Genomic DNA, 24,514 nt, shown 5'->3' with positions numbered 1-24,514 from the left:
GTCCTCCCCCCTCCACCACGCCGAACCCTTCGGCCCCGTCGACACCCTCGTCCTGGTCGACACCGAGGCCGAACTGCTGGCCGCCATGAACGCCAGCAACGGCGCCCTCGTCGCCACCCTCTCCTGCGACGACCCCGCCACCTACCAGCGCCTCGCCCCCCAGATCCGCGCCTTCAAAACCGGCCACGGCAAGCCCCGCTCCCGCGGCGACCGCGACGAGCTCTTCGGCGGCTTCGGCGCCTCCTGGCGCGGCGCCTTCGTCGGCGGCGACCTCCTCGTCCACGCCGTCACCGAAGGCCCCGACCCCGACCGCACCCCCGGCAACTTCCCCGACCGCCACCTGATGCCCGCCTGACGCCGCCGGGCACCGCCTGACCACCCACCGTGACCCTCAACCCGGCCCCGGACCGCGTCACCGCAGGTCGGCGCGGCCCGGGGCCGGTCCCTTACGCAGGTGAAACGCACTCCAAAACCTTGGTATCGTTGTCCCTGTCGCCGCGGGGAACCGCGGAGCACACCTGGTCCGGGTGGCGGANNGTCCCCCCTCGGACACTCACTGGGACGTTCACGAGATCGTCCCGAAGCGTTCACGAATTACCGGTCGAGTCATGTGACTCACCGGTATTTCGTCGTTTCTGGGGCCTTCGGGTCGCACGGTCGACTCAGTGAGGGGTTGGTGCGGTGGCGGTCCGGGTGCTGCGCCTCTCACCTGCGGAAACAGGACATGCCTGTGCGACGGCTGGTGGCCGTGGCGCAGGCATGTGGGGTTTTCAGAGGGCGGAGCGCTGCGGGAGTGGGTCACTCACGTGGCGGAGGCTCGACCGGATGGGTCGGAAACGGCTGCCCGTGGGGTGGCTCGAGGGGCTCGCCGGATTGGGTTGTGGAGCTCGGCGTGCCAGCTTTGCGGGGCCGGATGCCCTGGTCGCGGCGGAACCGTTTGATGGCTCGGAAGTTCGCCACGAAGATGATCACGGCGTTGAGCAGGGTCTGCGCGACGCGTCCGTGGGGCAGTCGAAGCTGGGGGTTGTCGATGCTGTCGAGGGCGGACTTCTTGAGGTTGCCGTTGCCGCCCTCGTTCTGGCTGCGCAGTCCGGACCAGGCTTCCTGCCACATAGGGGTGAACAGGGGGTATTTCTGCCGCCACTTGGCCAGCACGGTGCCCGGCACGGTGATGCTCTTCCCCGTGCAGATGTCGGGGTAAGGGCTGGCGTCCCGCTTGGGTTTGCGGATGGCGGGCAGGGCGGCCGCGGTGCGGACGGTGGGGGCGTCGAGGTCGACAACGGTGGACCGGCGTGGTTGGGGGCGGCGGTAGCAGGTGACCGTGGCGTGTGGTCCGAGTGCTGGGCACTGCCGGCGCTGGTCGCCTGCGGGCCCGTACTCCTTGACCTTGGTTTGGTAGTTCCTGCGGGACTGGATCAAGTTGAGCGCGTGGGCGCGGTCCTCGTCCGTGCGGCTGTTGATGTAGGCGGCGCCCGCAGTGACGAGCGGGGTGGGCATGAGAGGGCAGTAGAACTCGCCTCCGACCAGCTCCATACCGCGGAAGGCCCCCTGCCGGTCGACCTTGTCGTCGTTGTAGTGCTTCACCGTGTTGAGGCCGAGATCGAGCAGCTGCAGATGCAGGTTGCGGGGCCTGGCCTGGGAGATGCCCCGGTCGGCACAGAAGAGGTCCTTGACCAGGCCCCGGTCGTACGCTGCCCGGATGGCACGCAGGGCGGCCGGGCCTGGTTCGGTGCCCGGGGTGTGGAGGATCATGCCGAGGCAGACCGCGGGGTAGGCGCCGGCGAGGTCGCCGTGGCCATGGCCGGGGAACGCGGCCATTATGGCGTAGCGGAACTCCTTCGTCTCCGGCACCTTCGCTTTCTTCTCCTGCGGTCCTTTGCCCTTGCGAGAGGCTGGCTTGTTCGCCGTACCGCGCCGGGTGCCGGTATTCGTAGGCGTCGACGTTCCGTTACCGATCTGCACCGGCCGCTTCTGCGCTCCTCCCTTCACGTACATCCCGGCGGTGATCTCCAGCGAGGCGCGGTCCCTGTCGTAGTCCGGCCCTTTACCCCAGACTGGAACCGGGGTGTCGTCGACCGCGATGTGACCTTGCCAGCGTGCGAAGTCGCCGCGCCGGTAAGAGGCCATGACCGGAGCGAGAACCAGATCCTGGGCGATAGCCTCCAGGTTGCGCACGGTGTCTGCGTTGTCGGGGGCGTTCCACTTGCGCCGGATCTTCTTGGCCTCACTGAGTGTCAGGCGTTTGCGGCGGTCGTGCGGCGCCGGGTCCAGGCGCTTGGTCATCGAGGCCCAGGACCGGTAGACCCGCTTCGACGTCGCGTACTGCCGGTGTGCGATGTCGTCGATCTCTTCGCTGGTGGCGTCCTCGGGGATGTCCAGGTCGATGTCGGGGACGTCGAGCAGGCGTTTGGCTCCGGGAGACAGTCCGAAGAAGAGTGTCTCCCACGCGTCGTCGAGGTTCGCACTCTTGCCCATGTACTGCGACAGGAGCAAGCCCATCAAGACGGTGCGGAAGGGGAGGCCCTTCGGACCCGGCTTGTGGGGGTTGGAGGGGAGGCGCTCCAGTGCACCGCAGCTGCGGACGAGGTTGAAGATCTCGTTCACAACCTTGTCGTTGAGGGTGCGGTCGGGGGCCTGCGGTGCGGGGCGTAAGGCGAGGCCGGTGCGTCGGCAGTGTTTGTTCTCGGGATTCTTCCTGCTCATGCCGCTGCTCCCCGCAGCAGATCACATGCCTCTGCTTCGGACACGTCGCTAAGGAAGACGAGGTAGCGCGAGAGGCTGTGCAGTGTCGCGAGCCCCGATGCTTTGAGGATCACCGTCAGCGGAAGCCCAGCGTTCAGCAGATCGACGAGCCATGTCGTGCGCAGCCGCTGGGTCTGCAGCACGGCGCTGTCACAACGGCCGATGATTCGCGGGTACTTGGCGAGCCAGTCCGATGCGATGTGCTTGCTGGTGCGGTTCTGCCAGTCCGGTCGGAACACGTAGGCGTCTGCCGGGATGGCCTCGGCTTCCGCCAGCAGCAGTTCCTCGTAGGCGTACCGGCATACGACAGTGCGCGGACGGCGCCCGTGCACGTTGACCAGCGCCCGCCCGGTCGGACCTGGTCGGATGTCCCGTCCCTGAACGTACACAAGGTCCTCGACGGCCAGTCCGCACCCGATGCCGAGGCAGAAGAGCAGACAGGCGTTGCGCCGCTGGGACGGGGTGGGCAGGCTCTGCGCCCAGATCAGCCAGTGAGCCACTTCTGCGGGCGGGTAGGGAGCCACCGGGGTAGCAATCGCCTTCAGCCGGATCGGCGGATGCTGCCCGAGCTGATCCAGCAGGAGCGCTTCGGAAGCCCGGCGCAACTGGCTGCTGCAGGTCCGGCGACTGTTGGCGGCCATGTCGCGGCAGCCGACCAGGATGAAGCGTTCGACGGTGCTCTGGTCAAGGAGCACCGAGGGTTCCAGTGGAAGGCCCTGGGCCTCGGCCCAGGCAACCAGTCGCGCGAGTGGCGTCATGATCACATCTGGGCCGTAGGGCCCGGCCGCGACGGTCAGAAAGCCCAGGGACCGGACGACTGGCGCGATGCGGCGCCACTGGGCGGGCGGCACCGTCTCCGGTTTCGGCGCGTACGCCAGCAGGCGATTCGACACAGCGACCTCCAGGCGCAAGGCCCATGACATGTGGCCGGTTAACCGGCCACTGATGTCAGTGTCGATCATGATCTGAAGGAACGCATCTTTATGACCGGAGGCCGAGCGCGCACGGCGTCGCCACGGAACTACGCCGTCGACCCGGACCAGTGGCCGGACGCCCGGATCGCCGGGGAGCCCGCCGCCGCGGTGGTCCAGACGATTGCCCGCCGCCTTGCCGCGGCCCTGTGTGAGCGGCCGGAGCTGTCGCTGCGTGCACTCGCCGCCCAGAGTGACGTCGGTAGGCAGACCATCGGTGATCTGCTGGCGGGGGCCAGCTGGCCGGACGTCCTGACGATCTGCCGGCTGGAGCACGCCCTGGGCCTGGCACTCTGGCCCGGATCGAATGCGACCCAATGTGTTCATGACTGATCCCCAATTGCCTATTCGAGGTCAGTCGTGCACGCTCCAGTGCGGAATGGCGCGGACGCCCTATAGCGCTACCGGCGGGAGCGCTAAGGTGAACGTGCACGACGGACCGGAACCCTGTCAGGAGAAGCGTCCGTTCGTGCGTTGTGGCGGCCTCCCTCGACCGTTAATCGAGGGAGGCCTGCTTGTTGGGTTGTGGGCAGTTCTCGGATGCATCAAGCGGCCTGGGATGACAGCGCGGCCCGGAACATTCCAGGCGCTACGTTTTCCACCTCACCGAGTTGCTTCATACGGTTGAGCGTTTTACCTACGGATGAGCGGACCGTCGCGTCCGCTCCTGGCCGCACCGCCGCCGCGATATCGGTGATCGACATCGCCTCCTGGGCGGCGCACAACAGCGTGAGGATCGCATCACGCATGCTTCCATTGCGTGGCGGCCCCAGGGTCCGGGCGCGAGAGTCCGGGTGTGCATCTTGGGCCGACGGCTCCTCGTCAGCGGCAGAATCTTCGGACGGATCCTCCCCGGACGGTTGGGCGGTTACCGGGTCCTCGTCAGTGGCCGGCCGCTCTTCACGGACGGCGGTAGATTCGACGCTCTGGCACATCATCGCGTGCACGGCTTCCAGCACGGCCAACTCGCCGCGCAGCGAAGTGATCAGTTCCTCCAGGGCATGCCGGGCCAAGCCGAGGTAGACACCTTTGCCTGACGCAGATGCGTCTGTCCGGTATCCCGCCATGGTGAACTCCTCAGGAAGACCGCTGCCAGTGTAGGGACGGCACACTGTGGCACGCACGCAGTTCCTGTGAGGTGACACTAAACGGTCAGGAGAGCGCCCGAGTGCGGCAAAAGCCCAGTCTGAGTTGTCGCAGTACTCGACCTTTTCTTGTCGCAGAGACAGCTCATCGGAATCGTGTGACGCCGCGCCGGATCCGTTCGGCTTGCCGCTGCAGAAGTCTGACGTGTGGATTCTGCCCAAGCTCCCGGTCCCCGGGAGCGTTTGCGCGCTACGGTTCCTTTATGGTGGATGGCAATCATCTGTCGGCGACGGAGGCTCTGGCGTCGGTGGCGAAGGCCCTCGATGTTCTCATCCTCGCGCATGACCGGGGGGAAATCGGTGTCACCGCAACCGCCCGTGAACTCGGCATCTCACGTTCCACCGCACACCGCATCCTGGTCACCCTGCAGCGCACAGGGTTCCTGCGCCACGATCCGGGCCAGCGCGGATACTCAGCGGGGCCGCAGCTGGTACGCATGGGATTGACAGCGATCGCCCAGCTGGACGTTCGACGGCAGGCTCGCAGGCCTCTGGAAGAGCTGTCCGAGAAGTTGCAGGAGACCGTGTGCCTCTACATCCTGGATGCGGCCGCCGTCCGACTGGTCGATGGAGTCGAGTGCCGGCAGGTCCTGCGCGTCAGCGTTCCGCTGGGCCAGGATTTCCCGGCTCATGTCACAGCGGCGGGCAAAGCGCTGCTCGCACTGCGTGACCCGGCAGAGGTACGCGCGACACTTCCCACCGAGCTAGCGGCCACGGCGGCAGGAAGCATCACTGAATGGCCGGTGCTTGAGGACGAGTTGGAGGAGATCAGAGCCCGGGGATGGGCTGCAGACCTCGAGGAAAGCGCACACGACCTGCACGGCGTCGGAGTGGCTATCCGCAACCGTATCGGGGAACCACTCGCCGCGATTTCCGTGCACGCACCCGCCGTGCGCCTGCGCGAACAAGACATGCCCGCGGTTGCCACGGCCCTACAGGAGACCGCCATCACGATCGCCAGGGCAGAGTGACAACGGTGCCGAAATGCGGAGGTGTTCAAGGTTCCAACGTGATCCGCCCATCCGGGATCCAGCCCTCCAAACATCCCGTCAACAGAACATCCACATCCGGCAGATCACAACGTGTAGATAACTCCGGCCACTGCTCAGGCCCCGCCCAGCGTGTCGCTCCCTTCCATGGCAGAGGTTCGAGTGGGTCGCCAGCCGCAGTGAGACGAAAAATGACCACGCGGGCCTCTCGGCGGCTCCGGCGCACTGGAACAGGAACCCGAGCCCACCGGCATCCCTCGACGGCGCTCCCGCGCACCGGCATCGCGCCGACTACGTCGCGCAGCACGCGCGCTGCCGCCTCACGGTAGGGCTCCGCAGCACGGGCGGATCCTGATGGAAGCACCCATTGGGGACGAACTCCAGGAATTTCGTCTGCCACCAGGGCAAGCTGCCCTGGTGGGCTCAGCACCGCGACGAATACCACCCGCCGCATCCTGGGGGCCGGCACGGCAAGGCGTCCCGAACCCTCGGCGGCGTCCAGAAAAACAGGCATGGCTCGATCGTGACATGCGGCCGCTTAACCGGCCACCTTTGTTTCGTGGCGACGCGGGATTCACCCAGACGGTCCGTACGACGCATTTGATCCGCTCCGGAGACGGTCGCGGCAATTGCATGGAGACGGCAAACTCCGGATCGTGCCTTCAGGGACGACCGAAGCCATCCCCCACCTCGGAGGCATCGACTCGGGCAAGGAAAGCCGCACGGCTCCAAGGGCTGGCCGGGGCCCGTTGAGCACGGGTGTCCGTACGCAATGGTGCACAAGTGGAGTCGTACACCATTCGGGATGTTCAGCCGTACGGCGTCCTCTCGGGCGGGGAAACGGTCACGGTCAGGCGGTGGTCTGCAGGGTCGTGTGGAAGGCGGCGCAGCCCGGAGGCGAGCAGCCAAAGACTGCGGGTCGAGTGCCACAAGGGCTCGCAGAGCACTGAGCTGACGACCCGAGGAGTAAAGGCCGTCAGTGGGCGGAACAGCGTCACAGTGATGTTGCGGCCCGTGAGCGGGGTTTCATCGCGAAAGGCCATGCCGTCGAGCCCGGAGAGATACGCGCGGGCGCCAGTCGTGCGGCCAGGACGACGCGCCGCAGGGAGCGGTCTGGCTGGGAGGGAAGGCGGCGGCTGGTGAGAATCTTTTCCCGCCGACCGAGCAGGGCCAACAGGACGCGGGTAGAGGCCTCGGTGACAGGTGCGGTCTTACCGATGGTGTAGACGTCCAGCAACGGGGCCAGGGCGAGAGCAGTCAAGCGAGGGCTGGGCCGGGGCAGCGCGGTCGCTACCAGGCGATGATGGTTGAAGTTGTGCCACTCGTGCAGCGAATGGGAGGGAGCAGGGTGTTGACCTGGGGTTTCTCGGTGAGATGTGCGTTGACCTGGGAAAACTCTTCTCGGTAGTTCACACGGGTCAACGCCGTTTCCCGGGCTCATGTGCCCTGGATGTGCCCTGCCGCCTCAGAAGGTCATCGGCTTGGCGAGCAGCAACGGTTCCTGATCCAAGCCCTCCAGCACGAGGTGAGGGATCGCTTCGAGGGCGATGTCCAGAGCGTACTCCAGGGCTGCCGCATGGGGAGACCTGTCAATGTCCAGGGCCTCGGACCATTTACGGGGCTGGTAGCGGGCCAGCATCGAGAAGCTGTAGAGGAGCAGCCACCAGGACATGAGTGGTGTCGGTGGCGTCTTGGCAGGCTCGAAGGCGGGCCGTAGGTAGCGGTCGGTGGCGAAGCGGCAGGCCGGTGCCCTGTTGTCGAAGAAACCCTCGATCTCCGCCTCCGTCATTTCCCTCTTGGGAGCCGGCCAGCAGAATTCGACAGAGAACCGTCGTGAGCGGATCTCTCCGAAGGCGTCCTGCTCACTGCCCCAGAGTTGCGCGTCGTGCAGGCCCGGATACTTCGGGAGGAAGGCCGCGAGCCACGCCTTCCTGTCCGGTAGCGCGGGCATTTCCTCGTTCACGTAGACCGACGCGCGCAGGTATTCGGTTGGCGGCGAAGGGGTGGCCGACCATCTGCGCAGGTCGTCCTGAATCGATGTGCGCCGGTCAGCAAGCAGGTCGACCGCCGGATCGCTGATCGCCCCTTTGAGAGGTGCCTCGGTAAGTTCGGGTATCGAGTTCCACAGGGACCCGAGGCTGATCGCACCCGACGTTCGCTCGGATCCCGTGGCATCAGACACTGCTTGGAAGGCACCCTGTCCGTCGGGCCTGACGGACACGTCAGGGATGTCCGGTTCCATGTCGACGAGTTTCAGGCCGTGCTTGCTGAACGTCCAAGTGCCTGGTGCGTGGGCAGCGGTTATCGCGAGTCCGGCCTGCACGAGGCCGTAATACAGGTTGATGGGGCGGGTGGCGGCGGAGACGACCTTCGCCGCGTTCATCTGCTCCTCGAACTGCTGAAGGGCAGCGGCGAACGTCCTCCTCCTGGATGCTGAGTCCTTGAGCTTGGTGCTGTCCGTCAGGCTCGTACGACGGTGCCGTAGCCCGACACGAATTGCTGTTGTCCCGTCCATACCCTCCGCCTCCGTCCGTGCAGGACAGTGTGCCCGGTCTGGAGAGAGGCAGTGTGGAAACGCGGCACCGGGTTGATGATGTGACCCCGTGGGGCGACGGCGCTTGCATACGCTCTTGGGGCTCGGGCCGTCTTGCCTGCAAGATGTTGCAGTGAGCAAGCCAACCGAACCCTTCGTCGTGATGATGACCCTCGACAGGGAGACGTCATCGGTCGTTCTGGCGCGTTCCGACGGCAAGGAAGCTCGGCAACCCATGACGAATCCACCGTTTGCGAGCACAAGCCTGCTCTCGCGCTTGCACTATGCGCCGTCTCTCGGTGGATTGCTTGCCGTCACGCGCAACGGTGATGAAGTCGCGTTCGAGCTGCCTGCTCGCGGTCGAAGCGAACAACTCGAGCGTCGACTTGTCGTGTACCTGGACCAGAACATGTGGCGTCCGGTCAGCGATGCACTGCAAGGTGAGAGCGCGGTAGGCGGGAAAGAGCGTGACGCTGCCGAGCAGTTGGCTGAGTGGGTACGCTCCCGGCGTATCGTCTTGCCGGCTTCCGCTGGTCACTACCACGAGACGACCAAGTGGTCGTTGGCAGACAAGCGGTACCGCCTAGGTCTGACGATTCTCCAGCTCAGTCGGGGCTGGCAGATGCGTGATCCGCTTCAGGTGCGGCGTGACGAAATCGGTGGGATGTTCCGCTGTTGGCTGGGCAAAGCCGACGATGCGCGGCCGGCGTCGGCATTCACGCTCGCGCCGAACTCGCTCCACTCGCCGAGTCGGCTAGTGCCCTATTCGCCACCTGCGGACTTCTCCGCTGATGACGCCTTCCGCCTGGCTGCCCTGACGTCTGCCTCTGCGTACATAGACGTCATGCTCGATGCTGAGCGCGTTGAGCCTGGTGCGGAGCCAGGGTGGGTCCAGGCAAATCAGCAATTCAGCGACTGGCTCGATGCCCAGAAGTGGGACTCGCAGCAGAAGCGTCGATCTATCGATGCCTTCCTTTTCGCCGATCTTCGGCGGGAGCTGGCGGAAGGGGCGCATGCGGCTGGGCTGTCTCAGCAAGAGCTCCAACAGTGGTCACAGAAGCAGCCGATGGAAGGCTTCAGCGCACTGCCTGCGACAGGGCTTTACCGCGAGATGCTCCACAATCGGCACCTCAACAGGGGCACACGATGGGAGAGGAACGACCTCACGGACATGGTCTACCTGTCGTGCGCTGCCGGGTACGCGGACTTCGTGGTCTGTGAGCGACACATGCGCGAGCCGCTGGAGCGAGGTGTCAGGCGCCTTGGCCTGCCCACGAAGGTGTTTCGCCGCCTCAGTGAGGCTGTTGCGGCTCTCGGTGATGCCTTGGAACAACAAGCGCCCAACAGCGGCGCCCGCACAGAGCGTGAAGCAGAGGCGCCTGGGAGCGGGTAACGGCCTGGCGTAATCGCCGATGCTGCGTGGGGCAGAGCGAGCCGGGGCGGCCCAGCACAGGCTCGTGTTGGCCGCCCCGCTACTTGCCTACGTCAGACAGGCACTGCGGCACAGGCCGTTTCGGTGCTGCCGTCGGCGAGTGCGGCGAGGTACCGCTCGGCGTCCAGGGCGGCAGCGCAGCCACCAGCGGCGGTGATGGCCTGACGGTACGTGCGGTCGACCACATCGCCGGCGCCGAAGACACCCGGGATGTTCGTGCGGGTCGACGGGGACAGCACCTTCAGGTAACCGGCGTCATCCAACTCCAGCTGGCCTGCGAGGAGTTTCGTACGCGGATTGTAACCGATCGCGATGAACAGGCCCGTCACACCCAGGTCGCGGGTCTTGCCGGTGAAGACGTCACGCAGCACAACCCCCGCGAGCTTGCCGTCCGCTTCTTTGATCTCCGCGATCTCGCTGTCGAACGCAAAGGAGATCTTGTTGTCGGCGAACGCGCGGTTCTGCATCACCTGCGAGGCCCGAAGCGTGGAGCGACGGTGGACGACGGTCACGGAGCGGGCGAAGCGGGTGAGGAAGGTCGCCTCCTCCATGGCGGTGTCGCCGCCGCCGACGACCACGATGTCGCGGTCGCGGAAGAAGAAGCCGTCGCACGTCGCGCACCAGGACACGCCCCGGCCGGACAGCTCCTCCTCCTTGGGCAGGCCCAGCTTGCGATAACCGGAGCCGGTCGCCAAGATCACCGGGCGTCAAGCGATCCACTGATCGATCCCGCCTACGTGTCGTCGCTGCGATGTCCGTGCAGGCGGTAGCCCATCTCATCCGGATGGCGCATCACCCGGGCAAGACGCCAGGCGGCGTCATAGGACAAACGGCCACGCTCTCGTACACGCAGCCGCAGAGCCAACACGCTGGTGACGGGATCAAGCACCCAGCGCAGCGCAGCGCTCTTCACCGCACCTCGCCCGAAAGCAGGGCGAGGTGATGGGCTGTGTTCTCGTCGCCGAATGCGCGGACAGCATCGGCAAGGATGGTGAGCAGCTCTTTCCGCCCTTCCTCCGTCAGGCCGGAGACGAAGTCGTGGAGCAGCTGTGCGGCTGTCACCCATTGCTGTCCCGGCTGCCACTGCCGGACCTCACGCACCAGGTCTTCGAGGTCGGTGCCCGCCGGCGGCCCCCCTAGTCGGGACCAGTGCTTCGACGCTCCCTCCAACAGTCCGTAGAGGCGGACAGCGGCCGGGTTGGCGAGGATCTCCTCTCGGAGGAACGCCTCGCGTGCTCGGACCTGCCGCCGTGCCAGGGCGTCCAGCTCGTGGTCGCGTCGTATGCGCTCTTCCTGCCGCTGGCACTCTTGCCGCAGCCGCTCCGTGCGGAGAGCAGCCTCCCGAATGGCGTCCTCCACGGTGATGTGCACCTGGACATCGGTGACCACCACACCGTCGGCGACGAGAGGCAGCTGTCCCTGGATGGCGACGGTGATGTCCTGTTCGGCGGCTTTGGGACGGAGGACGTCACAGCGCTCGGCCGCCTTCTCGATCTCCCTTCTCGCAAGGCGCGGTGCTGTGTGCCGATTCGCTGGCGCGGTGGCGCTGGCGCGGCGCCAGGCCACCCGGATCTCGCTGGTGAAGGACAGCACTGGATCCATGCTCTTGAGGCGGTCCGTGAAGACGGACGTCCAGCTGGCGTTGTCTTCTGCCGTAGAGGCAGGCGCCTTGGCGGCCCGGCGTCTCATGCGGCGTCGGCCTTCGCATCGGCCTGGGGCTCATCACCTGGAGCACCTGGCGACGAGGGCTGAGGCGCGATTGGCTGATTGCGCCGGGCGATGAGGTCCTGGTCGAGCAGGGCGGACAGTTCGTGTTTGAGGTCTTCCTTTTCCTTGGAGTAGGGACGGTCCTGTCCCTGAACCCACCACTGGGCAGAGGTGCGCAGAGTTTCGCGAAGGATCGGCCCTTCAGCCCCCGGAACGTTCACGGCCTGGCGCAGGGAGTCGAAGACAACGGACTTAAGTTCGTGCCGTTCCAGTGCTGCATCGAGCCACGTGAAGACGGCCTTATCGAGATCTCGTTCCCCTGTCGGCCCTGCCGTCTGGCACAGCAGGGTGCGCCAGCCGATCACAAGCCCTTGCACGGTAGGGCGGAAGGCGTCCTCCTCGTCGTGGTTCTCCTCGGCCATGGCTTGGAGGAGCGGAGGAAGGCCAGATGCCTCGGGAGGGGAGTTCAGGGCTAGCGCGCTGAACGTTCGGTGCCCGACGGTCTGGCTCGTCTTTTCCGACTTGCACCAATCGACGACGTACCCGAACAGCATCTGCCGTACGGTGACGTCCTCCCAGAGGACGCGCACCGCCGCGCGCAGCACGTCGATCACGTCAGGACGACCTTGCGAGGCCACATTTCTGAGCCGACGCAGGGCCTTGGCTGTATGCCGGCGACCGAACGCGCCCGTACACACCTCTACGACGACGCGTTGCAGGTGGGGCTGGCTTCGGCTCGACCAGGCCAGCAGCATTGAATGGATATACGGCGCGCTGGCGGCATGGATGGCAGCGGAGTCCAGCAGTTCAACGGCTAGGGGCCACAGCTCCTTGGCAGTCCCCGGCTTGTACCACTCCTCGACGATCCGCTCCAGCGGAGTCTGGCGACGATGTCGAACGGCCCATCGCAGAGCGAACTGACCCACGCGCTCGGCCAAGGCAAGTCGACCGTCCTTGCTGATGATCTCCAATGCATCCTTGCTCACGTCGGTATCGACGACGGGTGCATGTGCGAGCCACGCGAGGAAGGTGGTGCGAGCCAGGGGGCGGTCGTTCCAGAAGTACTCGATGACGGCGTCGTCCCAGTGCGGGCGAGTGAAGGTGAGGGTGCCGTCGTCTTCGCGTCGTGCTCCCACAGCCCTCGTCATGGCGATGACCCCGGGTTCCCGCTGTCCGTCCACCTCGACTGGCACGTCTTCGAGCTGTTCGGTGAGTTCCGCCGCCTTGGCGTACACATGCCCGACCGGATCACCGCGCAGAACAGCCGCAGCCAGCAGGAAGTTGCGTTCGAAACTGGTACGGGTGCGTTCCTTGGGCTCGTGCCAGCGGTAGAGCGCGTCCTCCCAGTTGCTATGAGCGGCCACCACGTTGGCCACCTGCTTCTCGAACGTCAGGCGAGGAGAGTCCTCCCGCTTGTGCCTGAGCGCCTGATCCGGGGCGGCGGTAACCGGCGCGGCTGACTGGGCTGCCCGGTGCTGTTCCAGCATCAGATACACGAGGTTGAGCACATCGGTCGGGGCTTGGCCAGCAAGGAGCAGCTTGATGTCCTTGTGATCGAGCCACAGGTCTGCTGGAAAGTCGGCCTCCTGCGCCAGAAGCCACCGTTCGGCGATGTCGCGCGGACCCACCACTCCCAACTCCGGGGCGACCTCATCCGGCGCCCCGTGGCTGATACGCCTCCACTGCTCGGGACGAGTGAGGATGATCAGACGGCAGTCACGTCGCAGCAGGCGCTCGACGAGTTTGTTCAGGTTGCCGCCGAAGGAGTCGTCGACTGCGAAGTCATCTTCGTCAGGGGGAAGCTCGAGCAGGTATCCGCAATGGCGGTCGTGTGGCAGGCGTCTGGTCGGAAAGTGCTTGGAGCCGCCGAAGGACAGCGGTCGCACTTCGGTGATGACGCCATCGTCCAGGAGATGGGCGAACAACGCGTAGGCGGTAAAAGTCCGGCTGCTGTTCGGCGGGCGGCTGATGACCAGTACGGAGCCTGCCGCACGCAGGGCTTCAAGAGCCTGCTTGAAAGGGCTGAGTGCCAGCCGGTCCTCACGGTGGGGCTCGGCGTACACCTCGCGGACTACGGCGAGGTACTCGCGCGAGATCGGGGCGTGCGAGTCGAGGGTCTGCTCGTACACGTACTTCGTGCCGATCTGCTCGCCGTAGTTGTTGAAGGCCCGTTGCAGCACGGCGGCCTGTCCGACTGCCTCAACCGTGTCTCGCGCCGGTACCCCGGCTGGAGGCCGCCGCGGGAAGCGGTCGGCGGAGGCGTTCTCGGCGGTCGCGGTCTCTGCTGACGTTCCGGGTGCCGCTGCTGCGGTTGACGCAGCGATGCTGGGCGGCACGGGAGGCGGTGGCGGCAGCTCGGGCAGGCTGTTCGGTCCGGGGCCCGGGTTCAGTGGTGCCGGCGTGGGTTGCACCCGGGCTGTCGGCTGCTTGCCCTCCCGGCCCTCATCCCCCCTGGACGCGGGCAGAGCCTGCTGCGGGCGTTCTCCGGTACGGCTGCTATCGAAGCTCATGCTGTTGCCGTCCTGCATCAGCCGATGGTGCCTTCTACCTCGATGCCGACCTGTTCTCCTCTCTCTTCGATGGTCCCGGCCTCCTGATCGACGCGTACCCGTCCGCGTTCCGTGATGTCTCCGCCGACGCGCATGCCGACCTGCTTGCTCTGAACGGAATCGGCCCGTTGAGAGACCTCCACCCCGGGCCGGTCTGCCTCCTTCTCGTCGCCGAAGGGCAAGCGGCGCCCATACACCTCCTCCAAGTCCCGGCGAAGGCGTCCCAGAAGCTCCCGCAATTCGGTGTCATCGCCCTGGAGGAACTCGGGCCGCGACAGATAGACACGGAGGGCACCGTGCGCCTCGGTGATGCGTGCGATGCGCTCGTCGGTGAGTGCAGGAGCCCTGACCAGCAGGGGCTGCATCTGCCCTGGAACCTGCTCCGGCTCTTCCACCGCCACTCGACCTGCTCGCCGGTCCAACACCGCACTCGCTCGGTCGAAGAGAAACCTGACCGCCTCGGTCAGCAGCGTCCCGGCCAGTGCAGGAAATGCCAACGGATCCATGTGTGTGCTTCCTCCCCCTGCCCCGTGGGTCTGCGAAGCGGTCGCGCCTTCCGCCGGTAGATGCGACTGGCACTTACGCAGCCAAAAACGGGATTCACCGTACTAGGGTGATCATTGCGAAGGGCAGAGAGGAAACTGGTCGAATGCCGAAATGGCCGAAGGGGCGATATTGACACAGGGTGGATATAGCTTTGACAGAGGGTGATCTCGCTGGTGGTGAGCATCGCTCCCGGCACTCACGTCGGCCGACGGCTGGAAGTCCACGATGTTCGAAAGCCGTTCGCAGGTAGGTGGTGTCTGATTCCTGCTGTGGCTACGCTCGTGACGGCCGATGCTTCGCCGTCCATCCACGCATCGTTCACGCGTGCGGCGCTGACTTTGCCCTGCGTTGCAGCAGCCACGAGTGAGTTGATAGGCCCTCAACGGCCTCCTGCCCAACGCGCTCATCCATGCGACTCCGGGAACCCCCGTGGGCGTACGCGTCGGGTCACCCGTTCAGGGCTACGACGGGCGACATCGACAGCCTCGGCCGTACGAGCGCCTCCTCACCTCCGGCCGCTGGCGCACCCATCTATGTGATCGTGATCGTCGACCGAGGGCCCGGACTCTCGACGGAGGAGGCTGGGCGGGTCTTCGAGCGCTTCTACCGCGTCACCCCCTCCCGCTCCCGTACTCACGGCGGCAGCGGTCTCGACCTCGCCATCGCCGCAGCGATCACCCAAGGTCACGGCGGACGCATGGATCTGGACATCGAACCGGCAAGGGACGCGCTTTCCGCTTGGCCCTCCCCTTGAGTGACGGGGCTCGACCCGTCTGAGAAAGACTGCGCAGCGCCGCATCGTGTCCTCACCGGCGCCTGGGGTGACGAGTCACGTTCGCCTAGCGTGCACCCATTTGTTTGAATCCGCAACTATCCGGGGAGTGATCTTGATGCCGCCGGGAAGTGCACGCTCAACTGGCTACGTCGTCGCCGGTCAGCAAAACTCGTGAACGACCCACTCACTCCAAAAGCCTGGTCAGTACGCTGACCAGGCTTTCTGCGTGAGGCATCGAGCAGGTGACCGAAATGGGTCGCGCGAGATCGTCGGGGTGGCAGCGCGCTGGCCTGGGGTTTCTCTCGGTGCGGGGCGCAGCTGGCCGCCCGGGGTCCGTCCGAGGCGGAACAAGCTAGCCCCGCCTTGCGCGGGTCGAGGCGAGGCTCGGCCTGCGCAAGGTGCTTTCCGGCTCGTGATCTGCGCGAGTCCCGGGTCCCGTAGACCTCGGCAGTCCAGCAGGCGACCTCGCGTGTTCTGGACCCGGTGGCCGGTGCCATGGGGGTGAACAAGACCGCGCGGAACCCGGTGGCTCAGGTGACGGAGAAGCCCTGGAAACCGGCGATCCCGCGGGTGCCGGTCCAGCCGTTGGCAGCCGTCATGAACACCCCGATGTCCTGGGCGTCGGCAACGCCGCCCGGGGTGGCCGTGCCGACCGTGGTCCATGAGACGCCGTCACCGCTGCATTCGCCGGTATAGGCGTTGCCGGAGCGCGTCAGCCGCAGATGCACCGGAGCGGTGAAGGACCCGGACAGTTCGATCGAGTCGAATGTTCCGTTGCCGTCGGCGTCCCAGGACAGTGCGCATCCGTTGGACGGTGTCACCGCCAGATTGACGTACCCGGCCGAGCCGTCGCCGTTCGCGGAGAGGTCGTTACGGACCATCAGCCCGGCGCGGGCCCAGCCGCCGGTGTTGTCCTGCGAGGTGACCTGGACCGTGGCGACCGAGGCGGAACCGAAGGCGGCGACCTGGTGGATCGTGGCGAACTCATTGGTGCCACCCCACAGATCGGCGCCCCCGCCCTCGATGGCGAGTCCGTCCTCCGACTGGCCGAAGACGGCGTCGTTGAAGGAAGCCGTTCGGTAAGGCGCTTGTACACCGGTGCCCGCCATCAGACGGACGGCCGCCGAGGCCGAGCCCCGCGAGCCGCCGCTCCGGTAGGACGCGCCCACCGGCACCCGGGAGACCAGCGCACCGGCGGCCGCGGTGAGGGTGACCCGGAAGCTCGCCGAGAATGTCTCGCCCGGGGCGACGGACGCCGTGGTGGTCGGGCCGGCCGGCTCGGCGGTCATCCCCTCCGGCGCGTCGACCGACAGGCTCACATCCGTCGCGGGGCCGAATCCATTGCGGTTGGTGAACGACACGGTGACCGTGACCGGGCGGCCCTCGGCCACCGCTGCCCGGTCGGCGGACGCGGTCAGCGCCACCTGGTGGGGATCCGCGGTCAGGGTGTCCCGCACCTTCCGGGCCAGCTTGTGGATGTCGCCCGACGTCCGCACCGGGTAGCTGTCGTGCCGGCGCGCCCAGTGGTCCTCCAGCGCGAACCAGTCGATCCCGGCGGGCTGCCGGCCGGCCGCGAGCGCCGTGGACAACTCGTCGAAGTACGTCTTCCAGCGCAGGTGGTAGAGGCCGCCGAGCAGTCCGGACCACTCCCGGTTGGCGTAGTCGTGCAGGCCCTCCTCGCTGCTCGCCCGGCCGCCCCAGGTGGTGATGATCGACCGCGCGTCGTACTCCAGCTGGTCCTTCTCCGCCCTGGTGGCGCCCCAGGAACGGGCGTCGGCCAGCCACCGTCCGAGCAGGTGCTGGCCGCTGGTGGCCAGCACCTTGTCCATCAGCTTCATCCAGCTGAGCCAGGTCTTGGTGAGCCGGTCGAAGCGGCCGCGGTCCCCGGCCTCGTACGCCGTCTTGATCTGGGGCAGCAGCACCCGGCTGCGGTTGGACAGCACCTGACGGGCCACGTCAGCCAGGTCGTACGCGTAGGCCGAGCTGTCGCGCAGCCCCGGCGCGACCTGGAGCAGTTCGGTGAGCGCCGCGTCGAAGGCCGTGGTGTCGTAGCGGTCGGCCTCCGGGCCCCACGCGGCGGCCTTGTTGGCGCCCAGGCTCGGCCGGGCGCCGAACAGCCCGTCGGGAGCCTCGCTCCACGCGTCCGCGCGGGACATGTTGTACGCGGTGTCACGGATCGCCTTCCAGGCGGCGACGGCGTGCGGGTCCTCGCCGCCGTACCGGGACACGGCATACGAGGCGAACCAGTCGTCGAGGCCGATGGCGCCGGGCGTCCAGGCCAGGTCGGTGAACAGGGCCATGGCGGCAGGATTGTTGTCGGCGCCCTCCGGCATCATCGCGATCCCGGTGAGCGCGCTGCCCGTCTTGTCCCGCCACTTCGGGTACTGCTCCACCCAGTCGGGAGCGTTGGCACCGATCGGGGTGTGACCGCCGAAGTTCCAGATGGAGCCGAAGGCGTACGGGGTGCCGTCCCAGTCGCTCTCCCGGTCGATGACGGTGGTGTAGCGGTCGGACAGGCCGTCGACGACGAGCATCATGCTCTTGTCGACCGCGCCGAGGATTTCCCGGCTGGGGTTGGTCTGCCAGCCCAGGATCGCCCAGACCGCCCCGGCGTGTGCCTTCTGGAGTGCCGCCTCGACGGCCTTGGCCGCCTCTCCGACCGGCACGTCACCGGGGTTGCCGCCCTCGTGCAGCAGGTCCATCTTGTACATCGAGCTGTCGCCGTAGCGTTCCCGTTGGTGCCGGTAGAAGGCAGCGGCGACCTCGGCGAAGAGGTCCGTGCGCGGATCGAGCCAGTCGGGGCGCTTGAAGGCGCCCCAGGTGCCCTGGGCGACCAGCGACGCGCCGGGGTTCTTGGCCAGGAAGTCGTCCGGCACGGTGCCGTAGTAGCCCGGCAGCACGGGGGTCATGCCGAGTTCCCGCACCCGGTTGATGATCTTCTTGGCGAGGGCGGCCCGCTGGTCGATGAGGTGCTTGGACACCGGACCGCCGAACCCCGACATGTTCTGCAGCAGCCACCAGGGCTGGTGGGAAGGGGCGGGGATCCACTCTCGCAGCTCGGCGTCCGAGTAGCCGAAGTCCCGGAAGGTGTCGTAGTAGACCGCGTCGGCACCGATGTACACGAGCACCTCGTTGATGCCGTGCAGCGCGAGCACGTCGATCTCGCGCTCCCAGGCCTTCCAGCCCCGGTAGGCGCCGGTGTAGCCCTCGTTGGTGTCGTTGTACGCGAACCGGTGGGCGACATTCGCCGCTCCCGTGATCTCCGCGCCGGGCGCGGGCAGCAGCCGCGGGAGGTTCAGCTGCTCGCCGTTCCAGGAGATGTCTGCCCTCGCGGCCTCGGCGAGGTACCGGTTGAACCCGGTGAGCAGTACGGCGGGGCTGGTGCCCTCCACCGTGATGCTCCCGGCCCGGCCGGTGACCCGGAAGTGGTCGCCGCCGCCGGCCGCCACCGCGCGCAGCGTGACCTGCTGGTGGTGGGCTGGCACCAGCCGCCGCAGCGCGGCGGTGGCCGGTGCCGTGTCGAACGGCCGGGCGCTCCCGTTCGCGGCGGCCGCCCGGGCGGTCTGCGGCCGCGCCAGCAGCAGCGCGCCGCTCACGGCGGCCGCTCCGGTCAGCACTCGTCTGCGGCTGACGCCTTCGTCGTTGTCCATATTGTCCAGAATTTCCTTTCAGGCGACCGTCATCGCGAAGATGTGCAGGGCGGGGACGCCCGACTGCAGGCCGTCGCTGACCTTCGGCAGCACGACGGCGCGCACTTCCTTGTCCTGTAGCTCGACGCCGAACACGTAGAGGCTGACCGGGGTGTCGTCCCGGCCGGTGGAGATGTGGCGGTACGGCACCACCACGGCGGCGGAGCCGTTCGCCCCGTACCAGTCCGGGACGGCGACGGAGAACGCATGCCGCGTGCCGTCGGCGTAGAGGACGGCTCCCTCGCCCTTGCCCTCGCCCCAGGTGCTGGTGCCCAGGAAGGCCAGCCGGGTGCCCGAGCCGGACAGCAGCACGGTCTGCCCGGAGGCGACGACGTTGTCCTTGTTCCCCGGCCGGGTGTCCGGCCAGGTGAAGGTCGTCCCGTCGTACGTCACCACCGCCCCCGGTGTCAGCCCGACCGAGGCCAGCGCCTGCGCGGACAGGCTGGACCGCGACCCGTCGATGTCGGCGACCGTGAGGGCGTCGTCGGAGGCGATGCCCGCGTTGTCGAAGGCACCGGCGAGCGACCGGTTCGGCAGCCGCACCGACGAGGTGGCGCGGGCGCAGTCGGAGCCGTCGCGGTGGACGTCGAAGAGTGCGTGGGCGGTGAACGAGACGAGGCCCTCGGCGTCGTCGGCGAGCCGGGTCCGCCAGCTGCGGGTGGCCGTGGCACCGGGCGCCAGGCTGCCCAGACGGGACGGCCGCCCGGTGCCGTCCACGGCGAGGTAGAGCACCGTGTCACGCAGCGCGATCGGGGCGGTGTTGGTGACGGTGGCGGTCAGCGTCACCGCCGAGCCCGCCTCCGGACTCGTCGGCGACACGGTCAGCGAGACGGGCGGGGTGAGGAAGTCCTCGTCGGGCCGGTACGCGTGGCCGCTCATGGCGCCTCCACCGAGAAGTGATCGAAGACCGCCCGGACGGTGGTGCCCGGGTAGTTGGCATTGACGGCGCTGGCGACGACTCCCGCGTCCCCGGCGCCGCTCGCCGACGGCACGGTGGCGGTGCCGACCCGCTCCCATGCCAGCCCGTTGCCGGTGGCGTACGCGGTATAGGTGGTGCCCGAGCGCACCAGGCGCAGCCAGGCGGGGTGGTAGGAGCCGCCGCCCCCGGCCCAGGTGTCCAGGCGGCCGTCGCCGTCGCTGTCCGTCATGAACTCGAGGCCGTACCGGGCGGACATGGTCAGCACCGCGTAGCCGCCCTTGCCGGGTGCGGTCAGGTCGCCCGCGATCGCGATCCCCGACTTGGCGCTGGGGTTGTCGCTGCCGGTCAGGCCGGCCGTCCTGACCTGCACCACGCAGGACTCGGCGGCGGCGCCGGGGAGGTAGATGACGCCCTTTTCGTCGGAGCCGCCGGACAGGTCCCGGCCGCCGGCCCAGATCACCAACTGGCCGGGGGCGTACTGGCCGAACGTGGCGTCGTCGGTGGTGGCGAAGGTGGTGTACGGCTCCCGCACCCCGTTGGGCTCGTAGGGGATGCTGACGGTCCTGGCGGAGCGGGCGCAGTCGGAGCTGTTGCCGTCGACGTCGAAGACGAGGTGCGCGGTGAACGATACGTCGCCCGCCACGTCGGCGGGCATCGCGGTCTGCCAGCTGCGGGTGATCTTCGCGCCGCGCCGCAGGTCGCCGAGGGGGATGGTCTTGGCGGCCGTCGTCGCGCCCGGGCCGATCAGGTGGAGAACGGCGTCGCGGAGCGGGAAGGGGCAGTCGTTGGTGAGGTGCGCGGTGGCCGTCACCGCGTCGCCGCCGGCCGGGTCCGCGGGCACCGTGGTCACCGTGAGGGTGGGCCCGAGGGTGTCGAACCGGGTCTCGTCGCGTCCGGTCATCGCGCTCATCCCCGGTCCCAGTCGACGGTGAAGGTATTCGCGATGTCGCTGGGGAGAGCGGAGGGGACCGTGATGTGGATCTTGCCGTCCTCGCGGGTCCACCGCAGCGGGCCCTGGTGGCCGAGCAGCCGGATCCTGGAAGTGGAGCTGATCGGGATGTCGGCGGGCACCGACAGGGTTCCGCTGGGGGCACCCAGCGCGATGATGTTGAACCTGCCGGGGGTGACCGTGTAACGGATGCCGAGTGGGCTGCCCTCCTCCTCCGCCCGCACCCACGGCGTCGAGCCGTAGATCGCCGGGCCGTTGACGTCCAGCCAGGCGCCGATGTCGCGCAGCCGCTCCCGCATGATGGCGGGGATGGTGCCGTCGGGCTTGGGGCCGATGTTGAGCAGCAGATTGCCGTTCTTGCTGACCACGTCGGCGAGCAGGTGGATCAGGAACTCGGAGGTCTTGTAGTCCTCGTCCAGCTCGTGCTTGTTGTAGCCCCAGGAGTAGCCCATGGTGATGCAGCACTCCCACTTCTGCGGGTCCATCGTGGGGTTGGTGCGCTGCTCGTACGTGGCGAAGTCGAAGTGGGTGTCGAACCGGTCGTTGATCACGACGCCCTTGGGCCGCGCCCGGTTCTTCGCCTTGTTGTAGTAGTAGGCCATAGGCTCTTCGCTGCGCCACGGCGGCTCCCCGGTGGGCCGGAACCACTGGCCGTCCGCCCACAGCAGCTCGGGGTCGTACCGGTCGATGACCTCGTAGAGCTGCTTCAGCTCGTAGTCGCCGACGTAGTCCTCGACCGGCTTGTAGCCGACCATCGGGATTTCCTCGTCGGTGTAGAAGTTCTTCATCGGCCGGCCGATGGCCGGGTTGAAGAACTCGCCCAGCGAGTAGTAGAGGCCCGGCCGTACGGTGCCGCGCTTGCGGGCGGCGGTCATCAGCTCACCGACCAGGTCGCGTTTGGGGCCGTACTTCACCGAGTGCCGGTCGGTGACCTCGCTGGGGAAGAGGGCGAATCCGTCGTGGTGCTTGCTGGTCAGCGCGAAATACTGGGCGCCCGCCTGCTCGAAGAGCCTGACCCAGGAGTCCGGGTCGAAGTTCTCGGCCTTGAACTGCGGGATGAAGTCGTCGTAGACGAAGTCCTGGCCGTAGGTGTCCCGGTGGTACTTCCACTCGGCGGTGTCCTTGAAGCTCTGGTACCACAGGTACCACTCGCCCGCGTTGTGCCGTCCGGTGCCCCCGGGCACCGAGTAGACGCCCCAATGGATGAAGATGCCGAACTTGGCGTCCTTGTACCAGCGCGGCACCGGGTGGGTGTCCAGCGACGCCTTGGTGGGCTCATAGTCGGGGCGCGCCCTGCCGCCGAGGGCGTGAGCGATCCCCGGCGGGCCGAGCAGCACGGCCCCGCCGAGAGCGGTCGCGGTGGTCAGGAGGTCTCTGCGGCTGACTGCCATGAAGGTGCCTCTCACTCGGTGACGGAGAAGGAGTCGAAGACAGCTGTGGTGGTCTGGCCGGGATAGTTGAGGTTGACGGCACTGGCGACCAGGCCGGCGTCGCCGCTGCCGCTCGCCGACGGCACGGTCGCGGTGCCGACCCGCTGCCAGGCGGTGCCGTCGGCACTGGCGTACGCGGTGTACGTCGTGCCGTCGCGGACCAGCCGCAGCCAGGCGGGGTGGTAGGAGTCGCCGCCGCCGGCCCAGGTGTCCAGGCGGCCGTCGCCGTCGCTGTCGGTCATGAACTCCACGCCGTACCGCGCCGACATGGCCAGCACGGCGTAGCCGCCCTTCTCCGGCGCGGTCAGGTCGCCTGCGACGGCGATCCCGGCCTTGGCGGACGGCCCGCTGCCCGTCTGGCCGACCACCCGGGCGGTGACGCTGCCCGAGCGCGGCGCGGCGCCGGGCAGATAGACGGCTGCCTTCTCGTCCATCCCACCGGAAAGGTCCCGGCCGCCCGCCCAGATGGCGAACTGGTCACCGCTTCGACCGCTGTTCCGGGCGTACTGGGCGTCGTCGGCCGTGGCGGTCGTCAGGTACGGCGCCCGCACCTCGGACGGGACAGGCACGACGGTGGCGTCCACGCTGTCGGAGTCGTGCCGTGGCCGGCCGCCCTGGCGCCAGGAGGCGTCCACTTTGATCGGGTGGGTGCCCCATGCGGCGTCGGCCGCGGGGGTGACGGTCCAGGTGACGGCGGCGCGCTCGCCCGGGGCGAGGGTGCGGATCCGTGCGCTGCCCGCCGGTTCGGCGGACCAGCCGTGCGGCAGCTTTAGGCGGGTGCTGACACGGGTGACGGCCGTGGGGCCGGTGTTGGTGACGGTTGTTGTCATCTGCGTGGCCTGACCGGCCCGCAGGCTCGGCTGGTAAGGGGTCAGCCGGACGCGGGCCGAGGGGCAGTCGCGGGCCACGCCGAGCGCGGCCAGGTCGACCGCGTCGGCGAACGCTTTCATCCCGGTGTCGTTGGGGTGCAGATGGTCACCGGAGTCGAACGCGGCGGCGTACCGGGTGGGGTCGGCCGGATCCCGGACCGCCTTGTCGAAGTCGGCGTACCCGTCGAAGACGCCGCCGGAGTCGCGGATGAACGCGTTGACCCGCTGCCGGCCGGCCTCCTTGTCCTCGGTCCACCAGTCGCCCCACCCTCGGTACGGGACCACGGTCGCGCCGATCACCCGCAGCCCGCGGGCGTGGGCCCGCCGCGCGATCTGCCGCATACCGTCGATCACCTGGTCGCCGGTGGCGCCGCCCCAGCTGAGGTCGTTCACTCCCTCGAAAAGGATCACCGTCCGGGCGTTCGGCTGGGACAGCACGTCGCGCTCCAGCCGGTCCAGCGCCGACGGGTTGCCGTCGGTCCCGGCGGTGATCCGGTTGCCGCTGATGCCCTCGTTGAGCACCCCGGCGGTGGACGAGCAGGCCGAAAGCCGGGCGGCCAGGTAGTCGGGCCAGCGCCGGTTTGCGTTCGCCGTGGACGACGCCCCGTCGGTGATGGAGTCGCCGAGCGCCACCACGGCGCCCTTCGCGTCACCGCCCCGAACGTCGACCCCGGTCAGGAACGGGAAGGTGGAGTCGGTCGTGGTGAAGGCGCTTCCGGCTGAGTCCCCGGCGTGGTCACCGCCGCCGTCCGGGGTCCAGTAGACGGTCTGCAGCCCCATCCAGTGCTGGCTGATGTGGGTGAGCCGGCCGGGGAAGTACAGGCTGACCACCAGGTCGGTACGGGCGGGCACCGCGAGCCGGACCGGGTCACTGACCGCCTGCTCGCCCGCCGCGATCGTCACCTCCCGCTTCCCGCCGAACCGCAGGTCGTACGGGTGCGCCACGGCGGAACCGCCGCCGCGCAGCCCTACGGTGGCGTGACCGATCGTCACCGGCTGGTCGGTGAATCCGTTGGTCAGCCGGATCCGCACGCTCGACCCGCCGGCGCTGACGCGCACCGGTATGCGTACGGTGACCTCCGAGGTGCCGGGGTCGTACGAGGCGTGCTGCGCGGTGGCCCACGTACCCGTCCAGGCCGGCTGCCCGGCCTCGGCCGGCGCCGCCATGAGCAGCGCCGCCAGGGTGGCCGCCAAGCCCGCGGCGAAGGCGGCGAATCCGCGGTGTCCGAGCCCTCTGAACACACCAGGCACGCCGAGCACGGGTCCTCC

Annotated in this window: 18 protein-coding genes and 1 pseudogene; 5 read left to right on the top strand and 14 right to left on the bottom strand. The window is 67.9% G+C overall.

Annotation, left to right across the window (positions count from 1 at the left end; translation table 11 throughout):
* Positions 1–355 (top strand): aldehyde dehydrogenase family protein (locus CCN51_RS12150; RefSeq protein WP_143675779.1); only part of this gene is annotated, 355 nt, incomplete at its 5' end.
* A 443-nt stretch (positions 356–798) separates the two neighbouring features.
* Here the strand turns inward: CCN51_RS12150 and CCN51_RS12145 are convergent.
* Entirely contained in the window at positions 799–2,703 is a 1,905-nt protein-coding gene (locus tag CCN51_RS12145) for a hypothetical protein (protein WP_014175308.1), read from the bottom strand.
* Positions 2,700–3,704: a hypothetical protein gene (locus CCN51_RS12140; protein WP_143675778.1), complete on the bottom strand. Its 1,005-nt coding sequence runs from the start codon at positions 3,702–3,704 to the stop codon at positions 2,700–2,702. The genes CCN51_RS12145 and CCN51_RS12140 overlap by 4 nt, the downstream gene beginning before the upstream one ends.
* Before the next feature lie 21 nt (positions 3,705–3,725).
* On the opposite strand from CCN51_RS12140, the gene CCN51_RS12135 reads away from it, so the two are divergent.
* Entirely contained in the window at positions 3,726–4,046 is a 321-nt protein-coding gene (locus CCN51_RS12135) for a helix-turn-helix domain-containing protein (protein WP_014175306.1), read from the top strand.
* A 212-nt stretch (positions 4,047–4,258) separates the two neighbouring features.
* On the opposite strand, the gene CCN51_RS12130 is transcribed toward CCN51_RS12135, so the two are convergent.
* Positions 4,259–4,780 carry a hypothetical protein gene (locus tag CCN51_RS12130; protein ID WP_014175305.1) on the bottom strand — a complete coding sequence of 174 codons (522 nt, stop codon included), beginning with the start codon at positions 4,778–4,780 and terminating at the stop codon, positions 4,259–4,261.
* Between the two features lie 281 nt (positions 4,781–5,061).
* On the opposite strand from CCN51_RS12130, the gene CCN51_RS12125 reads away from it, so the two are divergent.
* Positions 5,062–5,829 carry an IclR family transcriptional regulator gene (locus CCN51_RS12125; protein WP_055413901.1) on the top strand — a complete coding sequence of 256 codons (768 nt, stop codon included), beginning with the start codon at positions 5,062–5,064 and terminating at the stop codon, positions 5,827–5,829.
* A 1,483-nt stretch (positions 5,830–7,312) separates the two neighbouring features.
* On the opposite strand, the gene CCN51_RS12120 is transcribed toward CCN51_RS12125, so the two are convergent.
* Positions 7,313–8,362 (bottom strand): YaaC family protein, encoded by a 1,050-nt coding sequence (locus CCN51_RS12120; RefSeq protein ID WP_014175303.1) that lies wholly within the window; start codon positions 8,360–8,362, stop codon positions 7,313–7,315.
* A gap of 151 nt (positions 8,363–8,513) precedes the next feature.
* Between CCN51_RS12120 and CCN51_RS12115 the strand changes: the two genes are divergently transcribed.
* Positions 8,514–9,773 carry a hypothetical protein gene (locus CCN51_RS12115; protein ID WP_193383703.1) on the top strand — a complete coding sequence of 420 codons (1,260 nt, stop codon included), beginning with the start codon at positions 8,514–8,516 and terminating at the stop codon, positions 9,771–9,773.
* Between the two features lie 92 nt (positions 9,774–9,865).
* Here the strand turns inward: CCN51_RS12115 and CCN51_RS12110 are convergent.
* From CCN51_RS12110 to CCN51_RS12090, 5 genes and pseudogenes are all read right to left on the bottom strand, one after another.
* Positions 9,866–10,519: pseudogene (locus CCN51_RS12110) on the bottom strand (NAD(P)/FAD-dependent oxidoreductase); the annotation flags it as partial.
* A 26-nt stretch (positions 10,520–10,545) separates the two neighbouring features.
* Positions 10,546–10,725, bottom strand: coding sequence for a hypothetical protein (locus CCN51_RS55815; RefSeq protein ID WP_086013649.1), 180 nt, complete (start codon positions 10,723–10,725; stop codon positions 10,546–10,548).
* Positions 10,722–11,414, bottom strand: a complete 693-nt coding sequence (locus CCN51_RS12100; RefSeq protein ID WP_193383702.1) for a hypothetical protein — start codon at positions 11,412–11,414, stop codon at positions 10,722–10,724. The genes CCN51_RS55815 and CCN51_RS12100 overlap by 4 nt, the downstream gene beginning before the upstream one ends.
* Before the next feature lie 83 nt (positions 11,415–11,497).
* Positions 11,498–14,047, bottom strand: coding sequence for a hypothetical protein (locus CCN51_RS12095; RefSeq protein WP_143675777.1), 2,550 nt, complete (start codon positions 14,045–14,047; stop codon positions 11,498–11,500).
* On the bottom strand, positions 14,047–14,574 hold the full coding sequence (locus tag CCN51_RS12090) for a hypothetical protein (protein WP_014175298.1): 528 nt from the start codon (positions 14,572–14,574) through the stop codon (positions 14,047–14,049). Before CCN51_RS12090 ends, CCN51_RS12095 begins: the two co-directional genes overlap by 1 nt.
* Positions 14,575–15,023: 449 nt before the next feature.
* Here CCN51_RS12090 and CCN51_RS12085 point away from each other — a divergent pair, with 449 nt between their 5' ends.
* On the top strand, positions 15,024–15,368 hold the full coding sequence (locus CCN51_RS12085) for an ATP-binding protein (protein WP_086013648.1): 345 nt from the start codon (positions 15,024–15,026) through the stop codon (positions 15,366–15,368).
* 551 nt (positions 15,369–15,919) lie between these two features.
* Here the strand turns inward: CCN51_RS12085 and CCN51_RS12080 are convergent.
* The 5 genes from CCN51_RS12080 to CCN51_RS12060 are packed head-to-tail and all read right to left on the bottom strand — an operon-like array spanning position 15,920 to position 24,505.
* Entirely contained in the window at positions 15,920–19,039 is a 3,120-nt protein-coding gene (locus CCN51_RS12080) for an alpha-N-acetylglucosaminidase TIM-barrel domain-containing protein (RefSeq protein ID WP_014175297.1), read from the bottom strand.
* An 18-nt stretch (positions 19,040–19,057) separates the two neighbouring features.
* Entirely contained in the window at positions 19,058–19,957 is a 900-nt protein-coding gene (locus CCN51_RS12075) for a CARDB domain-containing protein (protein WP_014175296.1), read from the bottom strand.
* A complete protein-coding gene (locus CCN51_RS12070) occupies positions 19,954–20,898 on the bottom strand; it encodes a DUF1349 domain-containing protein (protein ID WP_014175295.1) in 945 nt (314 codons plus the stop codon). Before CCN51_RS12070 ends, CCN51_RS12075 begins: the two co-directional genes overlap by 4 nt.
* A gap of 5 nt (positions 20,899–20,903) precedes the next feature.
* Positions 20,904–22,337 carry an alpha-L-fucosidase gene (locus CCN51_RS12065; protein ID WP_014175294.1) on the bottom strand — a complete coding sequence of 478 codons (1,434 nt, stop codon included), beginning with the start codon at positions 22,335–22,337 and terminating at the stop codon, positions 20,904–20,906.
* An 11-nt stretch (positions 22,338–22,348) separates the two neighbouring features.
* The gene (locus tag CCN51_RS12060; RefSeq protein WP_014175293.1) at positions 22,349–24,505 is read right to left on the bottom strand and encodes a GDSL-type esterase/lipase family protein; all 2,157 of its coding nucleotides are present in this window, start codon (positions 24,503–24,505) and stop codon (positions 22,349–22,351) included.
* Positions 24,506–24,514: the final 9 nt, after the last annotated feature.

The sequence above is a fragment of the Streptomyces milbemycinicus genome (assembly GCF_002154605.1).
GTDB classification, from domain to species: domain Bacteria; phylum Actinomycetota; class Actinomycetes; order Streptomycetales; family Streptomycetaceae; genus Streptomyces; species Streptomyces milbemycinicus.
The sequence above is the reverse complement of the archived record's forward strand: the minus strand, read 5'-3'. Positions and strand labels throughout refer to the sequence as shown.